The 20,314-nt window shown below is 73.8% G+C and carries 22 protein-coding genes; 12 read left to right on the forward strand and 10 right to left on the reverse strand.

All coding sequences use genetic code 11. The annotated features are described in order from the left end of the window. Positions 1-163: 163 nt before the first annotated feature. Positions 164-1,369 carry a flavin-containing monooxygenase gene (locus tag ACFV20_RS24430; protein ID WP_385659681.1) on the reverse strand — a complete coding sequence of 402 codons (1,206 nt, stop codon included), beginning with the start codon at positions 1,367-1,369 and terminating at the stop codon, positions 164-166. A 235-nt stretch (positions 1,370-1,604) separates the two neighbouring features. Between ACFV20_RS24430 and ACFV20_RS24435 the strand changes: the two genes are divergently transcribed. The 6 genes from ACFV20_RS24435 (at position 1,605) to ACFV20_RS24460 (ending at position 4,690) form a co-directional block, all read left to right on the forward strand. Next, positions 1,605-2,057 carry a DoxX family protein gene (locus ACFV20_RS24435; protein ID WP_385659682.1) on the forward strand — a complete coding sequence of 151 codons (453 nt, stop codon included), beginning with the start codon at positions 1,605-1,607 and terminating at the stop codon, positions 2,055-2,057. Next, entirely contained in the window at positions 2,054-2,467 is a 414-nt protein-coding gene (locus ACFV20_RS24440) for a Zn-ribbon domain-containing OB-fold protein (RefSeq protein WP_385659684.1), read from the forward strand. The genes ACFV20_RS24435 and ACFV20_RS24440 overlap by 4 nt, the downstream gene beginning before the upstream one ends. A 61-nt stretch (positions 2,468-2,528) precedes the next feature. Beyond that, positions 2,529-3,149, forward strand: a complete 621-nt coding sequence (locus ACFV20_RS24445) for a GNAT family N-acetyltransferase (RefSeq protein WP_385659686.1) — start codon at positions 2,529-2,531, stop codon at positions 3,147-3,149. 102 nt (positions 3,150-3,251) lie between these two features. Then, positions 3,252-3,464 carry a DUF4287 domain-containing protein gene (locus ACFV20_RS24450; RefSeq protein ID WP_385659688.1) on the forward strand — a complete coding sequence of 71 codons (213 nt, stop codon included), beginning with the start codon at positions 3,252-3,254 and terminating at the stop codon, positions 3,462-3,464. A gap of 355 nt (positions 3,465-3,819) precedes the next feature. Continuing rightward, the gene (locus tag ACFV20_RS24455) at positions 3,820-4,143 is read left to right on the forward strand and encodes a DUF2795 domain-containing protein (RefSeq protein ID WP_385659689.1); all 324 of its coding nucleotides are present in this window, start codon (positions 3,820-3,822) and stop codon (positions 4,141-4,143) included. A 43-nt stretch (positions 4,144-4,186) separates the two neighbouring features. Continuing rightward, positions 4,187-4,690: a hypothetical protein gene (locus ACFV20_RS24460; protein ID WP_385659690.1), complete on the forward strand. Its 504-nt coding sequence runs from the start codon at positions 4,187-4,189 to the stop codon at positions 4,688-4,690. Positions 4,691-4,809: 119 nt separating this feature from the next. Here ACFV20_RS24460 and ACFV20_RS24465 read toward each other — a convergent pair whose 3' ends face one another. Together ACFV20_RS24465 and ACFV20_RS24470 are read right to left on the reverse strand one after the other, a co-directional pair. Then, positions 4,810-5,487 carry a pyridoxal 5'-phosphate synthase gene (locus ACFV20_RS24465; protein ID WP_385659692.1) on the reverse strand — a complete coding sequence of 226 codons (678 nt, stop codon included), beginning with the start codon at positions 5,485-5,487 and terminating at the stop codon, positions 4,810-4,812. Positions 5,488-5,708: 221 nt separating this feature from the next. Beyond that, positions 5,709-6,881: an acetyl-CoA acetyltransferase gene (locus tag ACFV20_RS24470; protein ID WP_385659693.1), complete on the reverse strand. Its 1,173-nt coding sequence runs from the start codon at positions 6,879-6,881 to the stop codon at positions 5,709-5,711. Between the two features lie 119 nt (positions 6,882-7,000). On the opposite strand from ACFV20_RS24470, the gene ACFV20_RS24475 reads away from it, so the two are divergent. Next, complete coding sequence (locus ACFV20_RS24475; RefSeq protein ID WP_385659695.1) at positions 7,001-8,191, forward strand: acyl-CoA dehydrogenase family protein; 1,191 nt, start codon at positions 7,001-7,003, stop codon at positions 8,189-8,191. Then, positions 8,188-8,661: a nitroreductase/quinone reductase family protein gene (locus tag ACFV20_RS24480; RefSeq protein WP_385659697.1), complete on the forward strand. Its 474-nt coding sequence runs from the start codon at positions 8,188-8,190 to the stop codon at positions 8,659-8,661. Before ACFV20_RS24475 ends, ACFV20_RS24480 begins: the two co-directional genes overlap by 4 nt. Positions 8,662-8,760: 99 nt before the next feature. Here ACFV20_RS24480 and ACFV20_RS24485 read toward each other — a convergent pair whose 3' ends face one another. Beyond that, positions 8,761-9,408: a TetR family transcriptional regulator gene (locus tag ACFV20_RS24485; protein WP_385659698.1), complete on the reverse strand. Its 648-nt coding sequence runs from the start codon at positions 9,406-9,408 to the stop codon at positions 8,761-8,763. A gap of 122 nt (positions 9,409-9,530) precedes the next feature. On the opposite strand from ACFV20_RS24485, the gene ACFV20_RS24490 reads away from it, so the two are divergent. From ACFV20_RS24490 to ACFV20_RS24500, 3 genes are all read left to right on the forward strand, one after another. Next, positions 9,531-10,253, forward strand: a complete 723-nt coding sequence (locus tag ACFV20_RS24490) for a VOC family protein (protein WP_385659699.1) — start codon at positions 9,531-9,533, stop codon at positions 10,251-10,253. A 193-nt stretch (positions 10,254-10,446) separates the two neighbouring features. Continuing rightward, the gene (locus ACFV20_RS24495; protein ID WP_385659701.1) at positions 10,447-12,843 is read left to right on the forward strand and encodes a PQQ-binding-like beta-propeller repeat protein; all 2,397 of its coding nucleotides are present in this window, start codon (positions 10,447-10,449) and stop codon (positions 12,841-12,843) included. A 245-nt stretch (positions 12,844-13,088) separates the two neighbouring features. Next, a complete protein-coding gene (locus ACFV20_RS24500; protein ID WP_385659703.1) occupies positions 13,089-13,682 on the forward strand; it encodes a hypothetical protein in 594 nt (197 codons plus the stop codon). Between the two features lie 34 nt (positions 13,683-13,716). Here the strand turns inward: ACFV20_RS24500 and ACFV20_RS24505 are convergent, their stop codons facing one another. From ACFV20_RS24505 to ACFV20_RS24520, 4 genes are read right to left on the reverse strand one after another with little or no spacing between them, the layout of a single operon-like run. After that, entirely contained in the window at positions 13,717-14,667 is a 951-nt protein-coding gene (locus tag ACFV20_RS24505; RefSeq protein ID WP_385659747.1) for an alpha/beta fold hydrolase, read from the reverse strand. Positions 14,668-14,716: 49 nt separating this feature from the next. Then, positions 14,717-15,493, reverse strand: coding sequence for an enoyl-CoA hydratase/isomerase family protein (locus ACFV20_RS24510; RefSeq protein WP_385659705.1), 777 nt, complete (start codon positions 15,491-15,493; stop codon positions 14,717-14,719). Next, on the reverse strand, positions 15,490-15,903 hold the full coding sequence (locus tag ACFV20_RS24515) for a Zn-ribbon domain-containing OB-fold protein (RefSeq protein ID WP_385659706.1): 414 nt from the start codon (positions 15,901-15,903) through the stop codon (positions 15,490-15,492). Before ACFV20_RS24515 ends, ACFV20_RS24510 begins: the two co-directional genes overlap by 4 nt. A gap of 10 nt (positions 15,904-15,913) precedes the next feature. Beyond that, complete coding sequence (locus ACFV20_RS24520; RefSeq protein ID WP_385659708.1) at positions 15,914-17,074, reverse strand: lipid-transfer protein; 1,161 nt, start codon at positions 17,072-17,074, stop codon at positions 15,914-15,916. Positions 17,075-17,171: 97 nt separating this feature from the next. On the opposite strand from ACFV20_RS24520, the gene ACFV20_RS24525 reads away from it, so the two are divergent. Next, a complete protein-coding gene (locus ACFV20_RS24525) occupies positions 17,172-18,803 on the forward strand; it encodes a FadD3 family acyl-CoA ligase (RefSeq protein WP_385659709.1) in 1,632 nt (543 codons plus the stop codon). Here ACFV20_RS24525 and ACFV20_RS24530 read toward each other — a convergent pair. After that, positions 18,769-19,695, reverse strand: a complete 927-nt coding sequence (locus ACFV20_RS24530; protein WP_385659711.1) for an SMP-30/gluconolactonase/LRE family protein — start codon at positions 19,693-19,695, stop codon at positions 18,769-18,771. The genes ACFV20_RS24525 and ACFV20_RS24530 overlap by 35 nt on opposite strands. Before the next feature lie 431 nt (positions 19,696-20,126). After that, entirely contained in the window at positions 20,127-20,303 is a 177-nt protein-coding gene (locus ACFV20_RS24535) for a hypothetical protein (RefSeq protein WP_385659712.1), read from the reverse strand. Between the last annotated feature and the right edge of the window lie 11 nt (positions 20,304-20,314).

The raw sequence follows: 20,314 nt of genomic DNA on the forward strand, positions 1-20,314 counted from the left end.
CGCTCCTGTGAGACAGCAGCCAACTGACGCCTTGTCAGATTACTGAACTGATGTGACGTCAGGAACGGTGCGGGCGAACGAAGTTGTCGAAAACGGCGACCCGTGTGGGGGGCGGGTCCGGGCGCCCGCCCGGCGGTGCGCCGGGCCGGGCGCGAGGCGGGGCTCAGCCCGGCAGCCGGGACACGCCTCCCGCGTGGTTCCGTGCCACGGCCTTCGCGATCTTCACCGCGTCCAGCGCCATCTCGCGGAGGTTGCCGCTGATCGGGTTGGTGAAGCCGGTGAAGTACAGGCCCGGGGCGGCCTTCGGGCTGCGGGCGCCGTGGGTGACGGGCCTGCCGCGGTCGTCGAGCACACCGAGGTGCCCGACGAGGTCCTCCAGGGCGCGGACGTAGCCCGTGGCGGCGATCACCACCTCCGGGGAGATCCGGCTGCCGTCGGCCAGGGCGACCTTGCCGCCGTCCTCGAAGCCCTCCACGGCGGCCACGACCTCCACCCTGCCCTTGCGCACGGCGTCGATCAGGCCGACGTCCTGCACGGGGATCGCCCCCTGTCTCACCCGCGTGTACAGGCCGGTGTCGGGACGCGGCAGCCCGTGGGCGGACAGGTCGGGCACGGCCACCTTGGCCTGCACCCGCGAGATCCGGTCGACCAGGCCGACCGGCAGCCGGCGTACGAGGACGCCGCTGTACTGGGCGGCCCAGCCGGCGGTCGAACGGCGGACGATGTGGGGGACGGTGCGCACGGCGAGCCGGACCCGTGAGGCGCCGCTCTCCACCAGGTCGACGGCGATCTCGGCGCCGGTGTTGCCCACCCCGACGACGAGGACGTCCCGGCCCGCGTAGGGCTTGCCGCTGCGGTACTCACCGGCGTGCAGGAACGCGCCGGTGTAGGCGGAGCGCCCGGGCCAGTCCGGCACGTGCGGGGTGTGGTTGCAGCCGGTGGCGACGACCACCGCCGCGCCGGTCAGTTCGCGGCCGCCGGTGGCGTGCAGCAGCCAGCCCGTGCCGTCGGGGGCGCGCTCGACACGGGTCACCTCGACGCCGGTGACGATCTCCAGACGGTGGTGCTCGGCGTACTTCTCCAGGTAGCGGACCACGTCGTCCCGGGACACCCACCGACCGAACCGGCGCGGCATCGGCAGTCCGGGCAGGGCGGACAGGCGGCGGGTGGTGTGCAGGTGCAGCCGGTCGTAGTGGCGGCGCCAGGACGCCCCGACGCGGTCGGACTTCTCCAGGACGACGGCCCGGACGCCCCGGGCGCGCAGCGCGTACGCCACGGACAGCCCGCCGGGGCCGCCGCCGATGACGTAGACGGGGCGGTCGGGTGGGGGCTGTGCGGAGGCGTGTGTGGGGGGTGTGGAGTCGGCCATGAGCGCGAGCGTAATCACGGGACTGCTTGATGGGTCTCGGTCAAGACCGGAATTGGTTACGGAATGATCACGCCTATAGGGGGAGGGGGCGGGGCCCGTGGCCGGCGGGCCCGGTTGTGGCGGTGCGGTGATCGTTCCTGGCGGGGCCGGGTGGCCGGGGAGGCCCTTCGGCTCCTTTGGGCGGGTGACGGCAGGGGGCTTGCGCATCCGCGTAACTGACGTACCGTCAGATCGCATGGACGCGATCTGGCTCACCGGGGCGGAATGGCTGGCCGTGCTGCGGATCGGGCTCGGGCTGTGGTGGCTGGAGAGCTGGCGGCACAAGGACCGCGAGGCCTGGTTCGCGCGGGGCGCCGGCATCGCCTGGGCCGCCGGAATAGCCGCCGAGCACCGCTGGAGAGCGGTCCGTTCGGGCTTCGAGGCGGTCGTGGCGCCCCGCCCGCGCGTGATGGCGTACGTCGTCGTCTACGCGGAACTCGCCCTCGGGCTGGGCCTGATCACCGGCTTCCTCACCCCCCTCGCCCTGACCGCAGGCCTCCTGCTCAACGCGCTCTACTTCACGCTCATGGTCCACGACGTCGCCGAGCAGGGGCAGAACACGATGATGGCGCTGACGTCGGTGGTCGGGCTGTTCGGCATGTCCTGGCAGACGTGGTCCCTGGACAGCGCGCTGGGGCTGTTCCTGTGACCGGCCGCTTCGACCTGCCCGAGCCCGACGCCTTCACCCGGACGTACTGGGACGCGGCCGCCGAGGGCAGGCTGCTGATCCGCCGCTGCGGGGCGTGCGGCCGGGCCCACCACTACCCGCGCGAGTTCTGCCCCCACTGCTGGAGCGAGGACGTGACGTGGGAGACGGCGAGCGGCCGCGCCACGCTCTACACCTGGTCCGTCGTCCACCGCAACGACCTGCCGCCCTTCCGGGACCGTGTCCCGTACGTCGCGGCCGTGGTCCGGCTGGCGGAGGGGCCGCGGATGATGACCGAGATCGTGGGGGCGGAGGGAAGCGGAGCCGGTGACGATCCCGGGCTGTCGGACGGGGCTCACCTGGACGTGGTGTTCCGGGAGGGGATACCGGTGTTCCGGCCGGTGCCCCGGTGACGGGTGGACTTCTTCCCGCCACCGCGTCCCGGATCGCGCCCCGGGGGATTGAATGGGCCCCATGGCCCCCATACGCGACCAGTCCCTGACCGGCCCCCACCCGGAGCTGCACGGCCGCGGCCTCCGCCTGCGCCCCTGGGACGCGGGGTCGGGCGCCGACGTCGACACGTGGCTGCGCGGACTGCGCGATCCGGAGTTCCGGCGGTGGAACACCCCGCTGCGACCGGTCACCGACCGGGCCGGTGCGCGGGAGTCCCTGCTCGCGCGGGCGCAGAGTGCCCTGGAAGGGACGTCGGTGTCGTTCCGGGTCGCGGACGCGCGCAGCGACGCCCCGCTGGGGCACATCGGCGTCAACGAGATCAAGTACCACCTGAAGGTCGCCCGGGTCGGCTACTGGGTCCTGCCGGAGGCCCGTGGCCAGGGCGTCGCCACCCGCGCCCTCCTGCTCGCCGCGCGCTGGGCCCTCACGGAACTGGGCCTGCACCGGTTGGAGCTGGACCACGCGGTCGGCCACGACGCGTCGTGCCGGATCGCCGAGCGGTGCGGGTTCCTCCACGAGGGCACCCTGCGCGGCGCGATCTTCCAGGAGGACCGGCACGACGCCTTCCGGGACGCCCATCTGCACGCCCGCCTGGCCACGGACCCGGAGCCGCCGGACCCTCAGGAGAGCGCACGACCGTGATGTGACGCGCATCACCCCGCTCGGCCGATCAGTCCCGCCCGCACCACCGGTCCCACCCCGTGACCGAAGCGCCACCGCAGTGCAGAGAAGGGACCGCCCGAGATGACCGCACCCGTGAAGGGCCCCGCCGGCTACTTCCCCTCCATCGAGAAGAAGTACGGCCGGCCGATCGCCGACTGGCAGGAGCTGATCCGCAGTTCCCCGCTGACCCGGCACATGGAGCTCGTCGCCTGGCTCAAGACCGAACACGGCCTGGGGCACGGCCACGCCAACGCGCTGGTGGCGTACACGCTCGCCGAGGACAGCGGCAGGTGAGCCGACGGGGCCTGCCGAAACGCAGGACTCCGGCACCGCGGCCGCCTTCGCCGAAACCCGGCAGCGATACACGGGCGCCCGGGCCGTCCCGCGTCAGCGCCGGCGGCTCCACCGACTCGGCACCCGTCGCCCCCGTCCGCGCCCCGTCCGGCCTGTGCCGCCGCGACCAAGCCGCCCGCGCCACACGCCACCGGAGCCACGCTCGCCACCAGGGCCAGGCTCGCCACCAGGGGCCAGGCCCACCACCGGGGCCAGGCGCGCCACCAGAGCGGAAAAAGGGAAAAAGTACGCAAGGGTGAGCGGTGCCAGGGTACTCGGCGGCCTCGGACCCACCCACCGGAACAGAGAGCAAGCCATGGCACACCACACGAGTGCCCGGGAGGTCGTGGACGCCCTGAAGGACGTCGACTTCCCGGCGACCAAGGACGAACTGGTGGAGGCCGCCCGCAGGGCGAGCGGCGGATCGGAGGAGGTCGTCGCGGCGCTGCGCGCCATCCCGCCGGACGAGTACGCGAACAAGGACGAGGTGGCTCGGTCGGTGCGAGTGGACCCCGCCTCCGACCTCGGCCTGAGTCCCGCACAGCGCGCCGAGCAGGCACGCAAGGGCGGCAGGCCGGGCCAGTCCCAGCATCTGCGGGACGCGCCGAAGCCGCCCATCCAGGAGGAACTGGACGGCTGACGCGAACGCAAGGAACGGCGGAGCACGAGGACGGGAGAGAACCATGGCCGGCAAGAAGATGGAAGGCAACGAGGAGCAGCGCCGGGCCGCGGCCCGTGAGGCGGCGGCCGCCGGCGAGAGCCCCAGCGCCCGCAACGAGACCACGGGCGCCTCCAAGCAGCGCACGCATCTGCGCCACGGCGAGACGCACGACGAACGGATCGCGGCGCAGCACCGCGGCAAGCAGCAGTGGCGCACCGGTGATCTGGCGGAGGAGCCGATCAAGGACCCGGCGGCGGTGGGCCCGGAACGGACGTTCGTCGACGGCGAGCGCCAGGAGTACACCCAGGAGCACGAGCGCGTGTTCCAAGCGGTGTCGGCGGCGCAGGCGGAGCGCAACGGCGATGCCGTGCTCCTGGACCACATCGCCCGGCGGGCGGACATACCGCCGAACCAGACGCGGGCGCTGCTGCACGATCTGACGCGAGTGCACCGCCTGGTCACGGAACTTGCGGGAACCGCCACCCCCGACATGGGCCCCCGCTGGGAGACCAAGCCCCGGCTGTGACCCGCACCGTCACCCGGTCTCGTACCGGCACCGCACCCGCGACGACGACTCGCCCACCGCGCCCCCACCTGCTCTGCGGCGCGCGCCCGGGCCCGGCGGTCCGGCGGCCCGGTTCGGCCTCACGGCCACAGCAGCTCCCGCGACCACCCGTCCCCGTCCCGCTCCTCCTCCCGCCGGTAGCGGAGCCGGACGTGGCGGCGGCGCTCGTCGCCCTGGAAGAACTCCACCTCATCGGCCCGCAGCCGGTACAGCGTCCAGGACGGCACCGGTGCCTCCGGCTCGCGGGACGCCCGTTCCCACGCCGACTCCGAGGCCCGGACCAGATCGTCCAGGGAGGGCAGGACCTCGCTCTGCCGCCCGGTCAGCGCCGCAGCCAGCGCACCCGTCGACCGGGCGTGCAGGTCGCCCTGGGCGTCCTCGGACGGAGCCGCGGTCACCGGGCCGCGGACCCGGACCTGGCGGCCCAGCACCGGCCAGTAGAAGCCGAGCGCGGCGTACGGGCGGCCCGCGAGCTGCCGGCCCTTGCGGCTGCCGGCGTGTGACGCGAAGGACCAGCCGTCGGCGTCCGCACCGTGCAGCATCACGATCCGCACGTCGGGCAGGCCCGACTCGTCCGACGTTGCCAGCGACATGGTGTGCGGCTCGGTCTGGCCGGCCGCCACCGCCGCCGCGAACCACTCGGTGAACAGGGGCAGGGGCGCGGCCGGAGCGGTGGCCGGGTCGAAGGAGGGCAGGTCGGTGACCTTCGGGTCCCAGACCCGCAGTGACCTCAGCAGCTCGTGAAGATCGGTTGCCATGCCTCGATTGTCACCGGTCGCCTGCGAAGGCGAGGGAGGAGGGCGGCACCCCCTCGCGACGCGTGCGGTGCGGGTGCGGAGCGGCTCCTGCTTGCGGCGCGTGTGGTGCGGGTGCGGAGCGGCTCCTGCTTGCGGCGCGTGTGGTGCGGGTGCGGAGCGGCTCCTGCTCGCGGCGCGTGCGGTCCGGGAGCGGCGCGGCTCGCCCCGGCGGCGCGGGCCGCTCAGCCCGCCCCCAGCACCACCGTCCCGGACGAGCAGAACCAGCCCCCCGTCCCCGACGCCACCGCCAGCCGCGGCAGCGATCCGCCGGCCCGCCGCACCTGCCGCTCCCCGCACTCCCCGCGCAGCTGCCGCACCGCCTCCACCAGCAGGAACAGCCCCCGCATCCCGGGATGCTGCGCCGACAGACCGCCCCCGTCGGTGTTCACGGGCAGCTCTCCGCCCTCCACCCGCAGCCGCCCCTTCTCCACGAACGCCCCGCCCTCGCCCTTGGCACAGAAGCCCAGGTCCTCCAGCGTCACCAGGGTCATGTAGGTGAACGCGTCGTAGATCTCGGCGAAGTCGATCTCCGACGGCCGTACCCCGGCCCGTTCGAAGGCGAGCCGCCCGCTCACCGCCGCCGGTGTCACCGTGAAGTCGGGCCACTCGGACATCGCCGCGTGCGAGACGGACTCGCCGCTCCCCAGCACCCACACCGGGGAGGTGCGGCAGTCCCGTACGTACTCCTGCGCCACCAGCAGCACCGCCGCCCCGCCGTCGCTGCGCACGCAGCAGTGCAGCTTGGTGAAGGGGTCCGCGATCATGGGCCCGGCCAGGACCTCGTCGACCGTGACCGGCGTGCGGAACATCGCCTCCGGGTTGAGGGCCGCGTTGGCCCGGGCCTGTACCGCGACCTGGGCCAGCTGCTCGATGGCCGTGCCGTACTCGATCATGTGACGGCGGGCCGCCATGGCGTACTTGGCGATCAGGGTGTGGCCGTAGGGGACTTCGAACTGCAGGGGGCCGCGCGTGCCGAAGGACAGGGTCCCGGTGCGGCGGCCGGCCCGGACGTCGGCGCGGGCCGTCGAGCCGTAGACGAGCAGCACCGCGCGGGCGTGCCCGGCCGCGATCGCGTCCGCCGCGTGGGCCGCCATGACCTCCCAGGTGCTGCCGCCCACGGAGGTGGAGTCGACCCAGGTGGGGCGCAGGCCCAGGTACTCGGCGACCTCCACGGGCGCCAGGGTGCCGAGGCCCGCCGAGGCGAAGCCGTCGATCACCGACCGGTCCAGGCCGGCGTCGGCCAGGGCGCGCCGGGCCGCCTGGGCGTGCAGGGCGTACGGGGTCGCGTCGTCCACGCGGCCGCAGTCCGAGAGGGCCACGCCGACGACGGCCACCTTCCTCCGGGCCACCACCATAAATCTGACGGTACATCAGATAGGGGCCGGTGCGGCAGGGCTCTGGGCTTCCCCGTCCCGCCGGCCTAATATGACGGGCCGTCAGATATGGCGGAAGGTGCTTGCGGAGAGAGGTGCCCATGGACGCCCGCTTCACCGACGAACAGGACGAGATCCGCCGCACCCTGCGCGAACTGCTGGCCAAGCGGTGCGGTCCACAGGAGCTGCGGGCCGCCGTCGACACCCCGGCCGGGTACGACCCCGCCCTGTGGGCCACCCTCGCCGGACACCTCGGCCTGCCCGCACTGGCCCTCCCCGACACCTACGGCGGCACCGGCTGCACCCCGACCGAACTGGCCCTGGCCTGCGAGGAGACCGGCCGGGTCCTCGCCCCCACCCCCCTGCTCGCCACCGCCGTCCTCGCTGCCCCGCTGCTGCTCGCCCTCGGCACCGGAGCCCAGCGCGCCGCACTGCTGCCGCGCATCGCCTCCGGCGCACTCACCGCGGCCCTCGCCGTACCGGGGCCCGCCCTCGCCACCGCCCTCGCGCTCACCGGCCACGACCGGCACGGCCGCTGGGCCGGCGGGGGCCGGGCCGGGGGCGTCCAGGCCCGGCGGACGCAGGACGGCTGGCGGGTGTACGGGCAGGTGGACCAGGTGCTCGACGGGCACAGCGCCGGGCTGCTCGTCGTGGCCGCGCACACCGGGGGGTTCGCCCGCTCCCGGGTGCTGCTCTTCCTCGTGCGCGGGGACGCCGACGGTCTCACCCGGGTGCGGCAGACCGCACTCGACGCGACCCGCCCCCAGGGCCGCGTCCAACTGCGAGACACTTCGGCGGAGTTGCTGGGCGAGGAGACGGCCGACGTCCTGACCGCCCTCGCCCGGCTCGGGGACACCGCCGCCGCCTGCCTCGCGGTCGAGGCGGTGGGCGCCGCCGCCCGGGTGCTGGAGCGGACGGTCGAGTACGCCGGACAGCGCGAGCAGTTCGGCCGGCCGGTCGGCTCCTTCCAGGCCGTCAAGCACCGGCTGGCCGACGCCTACGTCCAGGTCCAGGCGGCCCGCTCCGCGGCGTACTACGCGGCCTGGAGCGCCGCCGCCCCGGCCCCCGGGGAGACGGTCGGTGCCCTGGCCCTCGCCCAGGCGCTCGACGCGCTGCGCGGCGCCGCCGCTGAGGGGATCCAGCTGCACGGCGGCATCGGATTCACCTGGGAGCACGAGGCCCATCTGTACTTCAAGCGCGCCGCGGGCGACGAGCTGCTGTTCGGGCCGGTGCACCGGCTGCGGGCGCACGCGGCCGACGCGGCCCACGTCTTCGAGGAGGCCGGCACATGAGAGGTGCCCGTGTGGTGCAGAAGGTGTCGTCGACCAGGGGCTTCGCGCGGGTGGCGCCGCACGTGGTGCCCGCCCTCGACCGGGCCGTCCACCGGCTCACCGGCGGGCGGGTGCTGCTGAGTGCCCGGATGCTGCCCGGAGTGGTGCTGACCTCGACCGGGGCGCGGAGCGGGCTGCCCCGCCGTACGCCCCTGGCCTGCATGCCGGAGGACGACGGGCGCCGCTGGATCCTCGTCGGGTCCAACTTCGGGCGCCCCGGGCACCCCGCCTGGAGCCACAACCTCCTCGCGCATCCCGACGCGGAGATCAGCTGGAAGGGCCGGGACGTCCCGGTCACGGCCGTGCTGCTGGCGGGGGAGGAGCGGGCGGCGGCGTGGCGGGCGCTGCTGGCGTTCTGGCCGCCGTACGCCGCCTACCAGGCGCGGGTGGAGCGGGAGATCAGGGTGTTCCGGCTCGTCCCGAGGACGTGAGGAAGTGACGGGCGGCACAGCGCGACAGGCGGTGGCCCACCGGGGTGGACCACCGCCTGCCAGACAGGACTCAGGTGCGCGAGGGGCCGCCGCCCGGCGTTACTTCGTCGGCTTCCGGCCGGTCACGCCGAGGTGCACCAACAGGGCGAGGTTCGGTTTCAGTTCGGCCTGCTTCACGCCCCAGGAGGAGAAGCCCTTCTGGTGGGAGGCGACCGCCGCGAGCATGGCGACCAGAGAGCCGGCGACGGCCGCCGGGTTCACGTCCTTGTCGACCCGTCCCTTGGCCTGGAGCTCGGCGACGGCGTCCGCGAGGGAGTTGTTCACCGAGTTGAGGATCTTCATCCGGAGTTTGTAGAAGCGCTTGTCGCCCTCGGCGGCGCCCAGATCGACGACCCGGAGGATGGCGTCGTTCTTGCGCCAGAACTCCAGGAATCCGTCGACGAGTTCCTGAGCCGTCTGCCAGCCGGCCTTGCCGGCCCAGGAACGGCCCTCCAGGAGCTCCGTCAACGCGGCGCCCTCGGTCGCCACTTGCTCGGCGATCTCCAGTACGGCTCCCTCGACGTCCGGGAAGTACTGGTAGAAGGTCGCGGGCGAAGTGCCCGCCTTCCGGGCGACATCGATGACCTTGACGTCCCGGTACGGGGAGGAGCTGAGCATCTCGCTGAGGCAGTCGAGCAGCTTCTGCCGGGTCGCCTGCCCACGCCGGCCGGCCACGCGGCCGTCGACGGTACGCACTTGTCCTGTCATGCCGTCAGCTTACCGAGGCGTGATCGGGGCGCGATTCGGCCGACTGCAAATGGGGTGCGAGGGAGTACAGGGGCTGGTGTGCCTGGTCTGCGGGGTGCGGCCGTCGCGGTTACGTTGTCGACATGGCCGAAAACAGGGCATCGGTGTACGGAGAGGGCGTCCCCTGCTGGGTGGACGCGCAGCTCCCGGACGTCGAGGCGGGCAAGCGGTTCTACGGTGAACTTTTCGGGTGGACCTTCGAGGACTGGTTCGGCTCCTTCGCGCAGGCGCTGAAGGACGGCGAACCGGTGGCCGCCCTGGCCCGCAAGGTGGACGGACGGCTGCCCAGCGTCTGGACGGTGTACTTCGCGACCCCGGACGCCCCGGCCCTGGCCCGGCGCGTCCGGGACGCGGGCGGACAGGTCGTCTCGGCGCCGGTGCCGGCCGGTGAGCTGGGCGTCACGGCGCTCGTCACCGACCCCGAGGGCGCCGTCTTCGCCCTGTGGCAGCCGGAGGACCACCCCGGCTTCGGCACACGGCACGAGCCGGGCACCTTCGCCTGGGTCGAGCTGTACGCCCGGGACCCCGAGGCGGCCAACGCCTTCTACGGCGACCTCTTCCGGGAGGCCCTGTTCGGGCCGGACGCCGAGCCCGACTTCGGCCGGGCCGCCGTCACGGACGTCTTCTCCGAGCGGATGCCGCCCCACTTCCTCGTGCACTTCGCCGTCGAGGACGTATCGGCCGCCCTGGAGGACGTGCGGCGGCTCGGCGGCCGGGTCCAGGCCCCGCCCTTCGAGACCTCGTACGGAGAGGTGGCCGTCGTCACCGACAATCAGGGGGCGTCGTTCGCGCTGTTGCGCCGCTGAGCAGGCATGGTTTGGTCAACTTTTGATCGCTTCCGTGCCGAGACATCCCAATTGTCAGCGGGTTCGCCACCAGGGCTCCGGCCAGGAAGAATCAGGGTGCGTGCCGCCATGGCGGTGCGGTGGTGAGACGCTGCACGAAGGTCGCGTGGAACATGTGGCCCGGCGCGGCTCGTACGGGGAGGTGGCAGGCAGAGTGGTGGATCAGCTGACGCAGCACGATCCGCGGCGGATCGGGCCGTTCGAGGTGCTGGGACGGCTGGGTGCCGGCGGCATGGGGCTGGTCTATCTCGCGCGTTCGGCGTCGGGCCGGCGCGTGGCGATCAAGACCGTCCGGACGGAGCTGGCCGAGGACCAGCTGTTCCGGGTCCGCTTCACGCGTGAGGTGGAGGCGGCCCGCGCCGTCTCCGGCTTCTACACGGCCGCCGTCGTGGACGCCGACCCGCGCGCCGCCGTGCCCTGGCTGGCCACCGCCTACGTCCCCGCGCCCTCCCTCGAGGAGATAGTGAACGACTGCGGCCCGATGCCGGCCCAGGCGGTGCGCTGGCTGGCGGCGGGCGTGGCCGAGGCGCTCCAGTCCATCCACGGCGCGGGCCTGGTGCACCGCGACCTCAAGCCGTCGAACGTCCTCGTGGTGGAGGACGGCCCCCGGGTCATCGACTTCGGCATCGCGTCGGGCGTGTCGAACACGCGTTTGACGATGACGAACGTCGCCGTCGGCACCCCCGCCTACATGTCACCCGAGCAGGCGAAGGACTCCCGCAGCGTCACCGGCGCCAGCGACGTCTTCTCCCTGGGCTCGATGCTGGTCTTCGCCGCCACCGGTCACCCGCCCTTCCACGGCGCCAACCCGGTCGAGACGGTCTTCATGCTGCTGCGCGAGGGGCCGGACCTCGAAGGGCTCCCGGACGAACTGCGTCCGCTCATCGAGTCCTGTATGCAGATGGACCCCACGGCCCGCCCCAACCCCGCCGACCTCCAGGCGCAGCTGGCCCCCCACCTCTTCGGCTCCGGCTCCGACGACAGCGGCACGGCCTCCGCGTGGCTGCCCGAGCGCGCCGTGAGCCTGATCGAGTCCCGCCGCAACGGCCGCCCGGCCGGCAAGCCCGCCCCGAGCGCCGGCCGCAGCGGCGGCGGACGCCCCGGCCCCGCGCCGGGCCCCGCCCCCATCCCGCCCCCGCCCGCGCACGACCCCGTGGTCCCGGCGCCCGTGCCCGCCGGGTCCGTGGCCGCCCCGGCCGGCGGCCCCGACACCGGCCCCGTCCGGCTGGCCGGCGCCCAGGTGCCCATCGGCCCGGGCCCGCGCGTCGCCGACGTGCGCGCCGCCGCCGTCGCGGCACCCCGCCCGGAGGCCGCCCTCGCCGCCTCCTGGTCCAAGCCGCGCCCCGGCGTCAACGGCACCGATCCCGCCGTGGGCCCCGCCGTCGCCGCACCGGCCCCCACCGCGCCGCCGGAGCAGGCGGGCGGCTGGCGGCCCTGGCGCTTCCGCATGTCCAACGACGTCTGGGGCACCCCCTCCGTCGCTGACGACCTGGTCTACGTCACCTCCTTCGAGGTGCACGCCCTGGACGTCGCCACCGGCCGCCGCCGCTTCAAGACCCGGGACGTCGCCTGGTCCATGGCGGTCGCGGAGGGCCGGATCCACGCCTCCGACGGACCCACGCTCTTCGCCCTCGACGCCCGCGAGGGCGGCGACCTGTGGCGCCTGCAGACCGACGCCTGGGTCTACTCGCTCAAGGCCGGCCGCGGCACCGTCGTCACCGGCACCCGCGGCGGCGGCGTCCAGGGCTGGGAGGCCTCGAGCGGCCAGAAGCTGTGGGAGATCACCGGCTGCCAGACCGACTTCGAGTCCCCCGAGGCCGGGCCCGCCCTGCACGACGGCACGGTCTACGTGTGGCAGGACGCCCGGCTGCGCGCCCTGGACGCCCGCACCGGCGACGAGCGCTGGTCGTACCCGATCGGCGACACGGCCTCCTGCGGCGGGGTCCCGGTCCGGCTCACCCAGGCCACCGACGGCTACGTCTACGTCTGCGCCGGCACCCGCGTCCTCGCCCTCGACGTGGCCGCCGGGCACGTCAAGTGGCACTTCGAGGCCCCGGCCGTGTTCCTCTGCCCGCCCACCTTCGTCCCCGGCCCGGCCGTCACCGGCGGCGGCATCTACCTCGCCGACTACCTCGGCACGGTCTACGCCCTCGACGCCACCGACGGCCGCGACCGCTGGCGCATCGCCACCGAGGCCCGCTCCTGCGTCGACCCGGTCCTGGTCGCCGCCGGCCACGTCCACGTGGGCAGTGGCAAGGGCCTGTACACCCTCGACGCGGTCACCGGCACGCCCAAGTGGCGCTTCCAGGCGGGCGGCGACATCGTGGGCACCCCCTCGGTCGCCGAGGGCCGGATCCACTTCGGCTCCACCGACCACCTGCTCTACACCCTGAAGGCCGACGACGGCCGGCTCCGCTGGAAACTCGCCACCGGCGGCGAGATCACCGGCTCCCCGGTCGTCCGGGACGGGGTGGTGTACGCGTGCAGCAAGGACCGCTGCGTCTACGCGCTCGACGCGGAGAAGGGCACGGGCACGGCGCGCACCGCCTGACCGGCCCGAGGTGGCCGCCGCACCGGCGTACGGACCTGACCGGCCCGAGGTGCCGCCGCACCAGCGTACGGGCCTGGCCGGCCCGGGACGGCCGTCGCACCGGCGTACGGAAGGGGCTCCGGACGGCGGCCGTCGCTCGCAGGGGAGCGGGTCGTTCACCGCTTCCACCCCAGACGCTACGCCGGGCACGCTCCGGTCGCCACGCGGTGACATGACCGTGACAGACGATCACTAGGCTCTCCGGCATGCAGACACGGGGGCGCGGGCTCAGGTTCACGGCGGTGCTGGTGCTGGTGGTACTGGCACTGACCGGTTTCTCGTCCGGCCGGGGCCGGGGCGGCAGTCACGGTCACGGCGGCGGTGGCGGCGGATGCAGCAGCTCCGGCCAGGACCACGACAGTTCGAGCTCGTCCACCTCGGGCGGCGGCTCGTACTCCACCGGCGGCGGTTCCTACGGTTCCGACGACGATGACTACGGCAGCACCGGCGGCGGCTCGTACACCCGCAGGCCCGACTACGGCTCCACGCCGACGTCGTCCTCCGGCTCCGGCAGCGCAAAGGCGCTGAAGGACGGCATCGCGCGGCTGGTGAGCTGCGCGACCCCGGCGGCCCCCTACGCGACCGTCGAGGTGAGCAACCCCAACGGCCGCACGGCGGACTTCTCCGTCGCGGTGACCTTCGAGGACGAACGCGGCATCACCGTCGTCGACCGCTACGGGGACCTCACGGTGCCCGCGCACGGCAAGGCCACCGTCGACGTCCGCGTGGGCGGCGGGACGGGCCTGGTGGACTCGGTCGACCACTGCGAGGTCGACGGTCAGGCCCTCGTCGACCACTGACCTGCCCTCCGGGCCGTGTCGGCACGACGGGACGTCAGTCCCGCAGCTCGGTGAGGAACGCGATCAGCGCCTCGTTCACCTCGGCGGGCCGCTCCTGCTGCGTCCAGTGGCCGCAGCCCGGCAGCACGAGCGGCTCGCGGCGCAGGTTCGGCATCAGGCCGGGCAGCCGCTCGATCAGTTCGGGCGTGCCCGGGAAGCCCGGCACCAGGTCACGGTCGCCGTACACGTACAGCGCGGGCGGGGAGACGACCGCGCCCTGCCAGGGGGCGGTCAGCTCCCAGTTGCGGTCCAGGTTGCGGTACCAGTTGAGGGCGCCGGTGAAGCCGGGCTCGAAGCTCTCGGTCAGCACGTCGAGGTCGTCCTCGGTGAGCCACGCGGGCAGCACCTCGGGGTCCGGGGCGTCCGCGAGCCAGCCGCGCTCCGGGTCGACCAGGGCCTGTTCGGGGCGCCCGGCGCCCGGCGCGTCACCGGAGGTGGAGTACAGCAGCTTGCGCAGCGCCGTGCGGGTGTCGGCGCCGAGCTCGGCCTCGGCGACCCCGGGCCGGTCGAAGTAGTTCCAGTAGAAGCGGCCCCCGAACCGCTCCCGCATGGTCTGGAGCGGGGGCCGGTCGCCCCGGAACGGCGGCGGCACGCTCAGCCCGGCCACCCCGCGCACCACGTCCGGCCGCAGCAGCGCGGTGTGCCAGGCCACCGGCGCGCCCCAGTCGTGCCCGACGACGAACGCCCGCTCCTCGCCCAGCGCGTGGACCAGCCCGACCACGTCCCCCACCAGGTGGAGGATGCTGTAGGCGGCCACGTCGTCGGGGCGGTCGCTGCCGCCGTACCCGCGCTGGTCGGGCGCCACCACCCGGAACCCGGCCTCGGCCAGCGGGCCGAACTGGTGCCGCCAGGAGTGCCAGGACTCCGGGAAACCGTGCAGCAGCACCACGAGCGGGCCCTCGCCCTGCTCGGCGATGTGCAGTTGTATGCCATTGACGTCGATCATCCGATGCTCAACCACGCCCCGAGCATACGCGTGTAAGGGTCAACGACCTTTACTCGCGCAACCGGTACTCCCGCGACCGTCCGGCGAACAACCGGGCCTGCCGCTCATCCGGCGCGTTCCCGAGTGCGATCAAGTGGGGCGCCTGTGCGAAGCCCTGGGCCCGGGCCGCCTCGCTCGCGGCCCACAGCGCCCGCACGGTGCCCTGCACGGCCTCGGCCGGATACCCGGCGAGGACGGTGGCGCAGGCGGTCGCCGCCCTCAACGCCTCGCCCTCGGCGACGAGTTCCGACACCAGGCCCACCTCGTACGCCCGCCGGGCCGAGATCCGTTCCGCCGTGCCCATCAACGCCATCCGGGCCACCTCCCCGTACGGCATGCGCTGGGCCATGAGCACGGACTCGTAGGCGCTGACCATGCCGAAGGTGGTGTGCGGGTCGAAGAACGCGGCGGTGGTGTCGGCGACGACGAACTCCGCCTCGCCGAGCAGGTAGAAGGCGCCTCCGCAGGCCATGCCGTGCACGGCGGCGACGACCGGCTTCCACAGGTCGTTCGCCTTCGGACCGATGGCGAGCAGCGGATCGTCCTGTGCGTAGGGCGAGGTGGGCTGCGGCACGACGGTGTCCCGGTCGATGCCGGTGCAGAAGGCGCGCTCCCCGGCCCCGGTGAGGACGATCGCCCGCACGGAGTCGTCGAAGCGCAGCTCGCCCCAGGCGGCGGCCAGTTCGCCTGCCATGGCGAGGTCGACGGCGTTGAGCCGCCCGGGCCGGTTCAGCGTCACGACGGCGACCCCGCTGTCCCGGTCGGCCTCCACGCGCACACGGCTCATGACCGCTCCGGAACCCACTGGACGAGGCCGTCGTGGAAGACGGCCCGCACCCGTGCGCCGATGCGCAGGCTCTCCACCGGGAAGGCGCCCAGCGGCCGTCCGGCCGCGGGGACCAGGTTGCCCACGAGCCGGATGCGGGGCGCCTCGTCCAGCTCGACGACGACCACGTTGTACGGCGCCTGCGCCGCGTAGTCGGGCAGCAGCGGCGGATGGGCGACGACGTACGACCAGACCCGGCCGCGGCCGGACACCGGCCGCCACTCGCTGTCGAAGGACTGGCAGTGCGGGCAGCAGGGCCGGGGCGGGAAGCGCGGCTCGCCGCAGGCGGCGCAGGCCTGGACGCGGAGTTCGCCCTGGGCGGCGTACTCCCAGAAGGGGGCGCCGTCGGTGTCGGGGACGGGACGCAGCATCGGTGGCTCCTCAACTCCTCAGCAGCAGCGCGGAGGTCGGGACCCCCTCGCCCGCCGTGACCAGACAGACGGAGGCGTCCGGCACCTGCGCGGTACTGGTCCCGCGCAGCTGCCTGACCCCCTCGGTGATGAGGTTGAAACCGTGGACGTAGGCCTCGGACAGCCCGCCCCCGCCGGTGTTCAGCGGCAGCAGCCCGCCGGTCTCCAGCGCCCCGCCCTCGGTGAACGCCCCGCCCTCGCCGCGCCCGCAGAAGCCGTAGCCCTCCAGGGAGAGCAGGACCAGCGGTGTGAAGGCGTCGTAGATCTGGGCGACGTCGACGTCCTCGGGGGTCAGGTCGGCGTGCTTCCACAGGTGCCGGGCGGCGGCCCAGGCGGGGCCCGTGAGGGGGTCGTCGTTCCAGTAGTTGACCATGCCGTGGTGCTGGGCGGGCAGCGACTGGGCGGCGGAATGGACGTACACGGGCCGGTGCCGGCAGTCGCGGGCGCGCTCGGCGGAGACCACGACGCAGGCCAGTGCCCCGTCGGTCTCCAGGCAGTTGTCGAAGAGGCAGAGCGGCTCGCTGATCCAGCGGGAGGTCATGTACATCTCGCGGGTCAGCGGCCGGTCGTACATGATCGCGTCGGGGTTCTGGTTGGCCCGGTTGCGGCAGGCCAGGGCCACGTTGAACAGGTGGTCCCGGGTGGCGCCGTACTCGTGCATGTAGCGGCGGGTGAGCATCGCGATCTCGTCGGCGGGCCTCAGCAGCCCGTACGGGCGGGTCCACTGGGCCGGGGTCGGGAGCTGGACGGTGGTGTCGGTCCAGGGCCGGGGACCGCTGCCCCGCTTGCGGGAGCGCCACGCCACTCCGACGCTCGCCTGCCCGGCGGCCACGGCGGCGGCGAGATGGGCGACGGTGGCGCACGAACCGCCGCCCCCGAAGCCGACCTTGCTGAAGAACGTGAGGTCGCCGAAGCCGCAGGCCTTCGCCAGCTCCACCTCGTCCGTCTCCTCCATGGTGTAGGAGGCGAGGGCGTCGACCTCGCCGGGCGCGATCCCGGCGTCGTCGAGAGCGGCCAGGACGGCGCGGCAGGCGAGGGTGCGTTCGTCCTCCGGGAGCCGTTTGGCGAAGGGGGTCCGGCCTATGCCGACGAGAGCGGTGGCGTCCTTGAGGCCTCCCGATCCTGCTGCCATGCTGCGCGCACCTCCGGGGCCGAACCGTCGCTGACAGGTCGTCAGATTACCGATAATCTGACGGCCAGTCAGCTCCTACGTCGTCGGGAGGCGCACTGTGCGGGCGGATACGGCATGGGCGAGCATCCCCGCCCTGGTCAGGTCGGCGGCCGAGCGGTACGCGGACACCGAGGCCGTCGTCGAGGGCCGGACCCGCGTCACCTACGCGGACCTCGGCGTACGCGTGGAGCGCGCGGCGGCGGCCTGCCTCGCGACCGGCCTGGAACCGGGCGACCGGGTCGGCGTCTGGGCCCCGAACTCGCTGGACTGGATCGTCGGTGCCCTGGGCGCCGTCTCGGCCGGGGCGGTGCTCGTCCCGCTCAACACCCGCTTCAAGGGCGCCGAGGCGGCGGACGTCCTGCGCCGCAGCGGAGCCCGGCTGCTGTTCGTGACCGGCACGTTCCTCGGCACCTCGTACGTGGCGTCCCTGCGCAGGGCGGCCGGGGACGGCCCGGGCACCGGCCCCCTGCCCGGCCTGCCCGCCCTGCGCCACGCGGTCGTCCTCTCCGACGACGCCCCGGCCGGCTTCCTCACCTGGAAGGACTTCCTGGCCGCGGGGGAGGGGGTGGGGGCGGCGGACGTACGGGAGCGCTCCACCGCCGTACGCGGCACCCAGCCCTCGGACATCATCTTCACCTCGGGCACGACCGGCCGCCCCAAGGGCGCGGTCATCACCCACGAGCAGACCCTGCGCGCCTACGGCATCTGGAGCGACCTGGCGGGCCTCACCCGCGGCGACCGCTATCTGATCGTCAACCCCTTCTTCCACACCTTCGGTTACAAGGCCGGAGTCATCGCCTGCCTCATGCGGGGCGCGACGATGATCCCCCAGCCGGTCTTCGGCGTGGACACGGTCCTGGCCAACATCGCCGCCGAGCGGGTCTCCGTCCTCCCCGGTCCCCCGACCCTCCTCCAGTCCCTCCTGGACCACCCCGCACGCGCCGCCCACGACCTCTCGTCCCTCCGCCTGGTCGTGACGGGAGCGGCGGTCGTCCCGCTGCGCCTGGTGGAGCGCCTGCGCACCGAACTCGGCATCGGCACCGTCCTCACGGCGTACGGCCTCTCCGAGGCGAGCGGCGTCGTCACGATGTGCCGGCGCGGCGACGACCCGGCGGTGATCGCGTCCACGTCGGGCCGGGCGATCCCCGGCACGCAGCTGCGCGTCGCGGACCCCGAGGGCCGGCGCCTCCCGCCCGGCCTGCCCGGCGAGGTCCTGGTCCGCGGCTTCCACGTCATGGCCGGCTACCACGAGGACGAGCAGGCCACCGCCGAGGTGCTGACCCCCGACGGCTGGCTGCGCACCGGCGACATCGGCGTCCTGGACGAGGCGGGCAACCTGCGCATCACCGACCGCCTCAAGGACATGTTCATCGTCGGCGGCTTCAACGCCTACCCCGCCGAGATCGAACAGCTCCTGTGCGTCCACCCGGACGTGGCCGACGCGGCCGTGATCGGCGTGCCCGACGCCCGCCTCGGAGAGGTCGGCCGGGCCTACGTCGTACGCCGTCCCGGCGCCCTGCTCACCGGCGACGACCTGATCGCCTGGTCCCGCAGGGAGATGGCGAACTACAAGGTCCCGAGAAGCGTCGAGTTCGTCACGGAACTGCCGCGCAACGCGAGCGGGAAGGTGGTGAAGGGCGCCCTGCGGGACCGGGTCACCGGCCGGGCGGCAGGGCCGGGGTCCCGGTGACCGACATCATCAGGGAGTACAGCGTGGTGTCGGCGGCGATGAACAGCCGGTTGCGCCGGGCGCCTCCGAAGCGGACGTTGGCGACGGTGCCCGGCACCAGGATGCGGCCCAGAAGTGTGCCGTCGGGGTCGTAGCAGTGCACGCCCCCGTCCATGGCGGCGGCCCACAGCCGTCCCTCGTCGTCGAACCGGATGTTGTCGAAGGTGCCGTGCGCGCACGCGGCGAACACCTCGCCGCCGGAGAGCGAGGCGCCGTCCTCGCCGACGTCGAAGGCGCGGATGTGGTTGGCCAGGCTGTCGGACACGTACAGCCGCCGCTCGTCCGGCGAGAAGACCAGCCCGTTGGGCCCCTGGAACCCGTCGGCGACCAGCCGCACCTCGCCGCTCGCGGGGTCGACGCGGTAGACGTTCCGGGCGCCGATCTCGCTCTCGGCGCGATGCCCCTCGTAGTCGGTGGCGATCCCGAACTCGGGGTCGGAGAACCACACCGACCCGTCCGACCGCACGACGGCGTCGTTCGGGCTGTTGAGCCGCTTGCCCCGGAACCGCTCGGCGAGCACGGTGACCGAACCGTCGTGCTCGGTCCGGGTCACCCGGCGGTTGCCCTGCTCACACGTGACCAGACGGCCCTGGGTGTCCAGGGTGTTGCCGTTCGGGAACCCGGCGGGGGAGCGGTAGACGCCGACGGCCCCGGTGGTCTCGTCCCACCGCAGCAGCCGGTCGTTGGGAATGTCGCTCCACACCAGACACCGCCCCGCGGGCACGTACACCGGCCCCTCGGCCCACCGGCAGCCCTCGTACAGCGTCTCCAGCCGAGAGTCCCCCGCCTGGCACCTGCCGGTCCGGAACCGCTCGTCGAGCGTCTCGTAGAGATGGGGCTGCTCGCCGGGCATGGGGGCCGCCTTCCTGCGGGGAGCGACTGTGATCTGCGCCGACCCACTATCGCGCGCCGCGGTCCGCGACGCACTTCGCCGGGCCGACGGCCCTCCCGGCCGGCCGGCGGCACCGGAGGGCGAGCCGGTGGTTCCGTCCTGCTACCTGCGGAACCCGTGACCAAGGAGGTCGCCGACGCGGCGGTCGCCCTGCTCCGGACACCGGCCAGCGCGGCCCCACGTACGCGATCGACACGGCCCTGGCCGTGATCGCGAGCCGGCAGCCCGCGGGCGTGGTCGTCTTCACGTCCGACGAGGACGACACGGGGAAGCTGTGCGGGCCGGGAGGACGGGTCGCTTCCCTCTGAAGCGACGTCCCTGCCCGCGGACACACCTCGGCCGCGACGGCTCCCCCTCCGCGCCGCCGCGGCCGATCCCCCGGTTCGGGTGGCTTACTTCGTCGGCTTGAAAGGCTCCGACGTGGCGTGCAGGTCCTTCGTCTCCAGCGGCTCGTCCGTGGCGTGCAGGTCCTGCTTCTTGAGGGCCCCCTCGTCCGTCGCGTGCAAGTCCTGGGTCTCCAGCGGCTCGTCCGTGGCGTGCAGGTCCTGCGGCTTGAGCTCGTCGCCCATGGTCGTCAACT

Origin of the sequence: Streptomyces sp. NPDC059696, assembly GCF_042733745.1 — a bacterium.
Classification (GTDB): domain Bacteria; phylum Actinomycetota; class Actinomycetes; order Streptomycetales; family Streptomycetaceae; genus Streptomyces.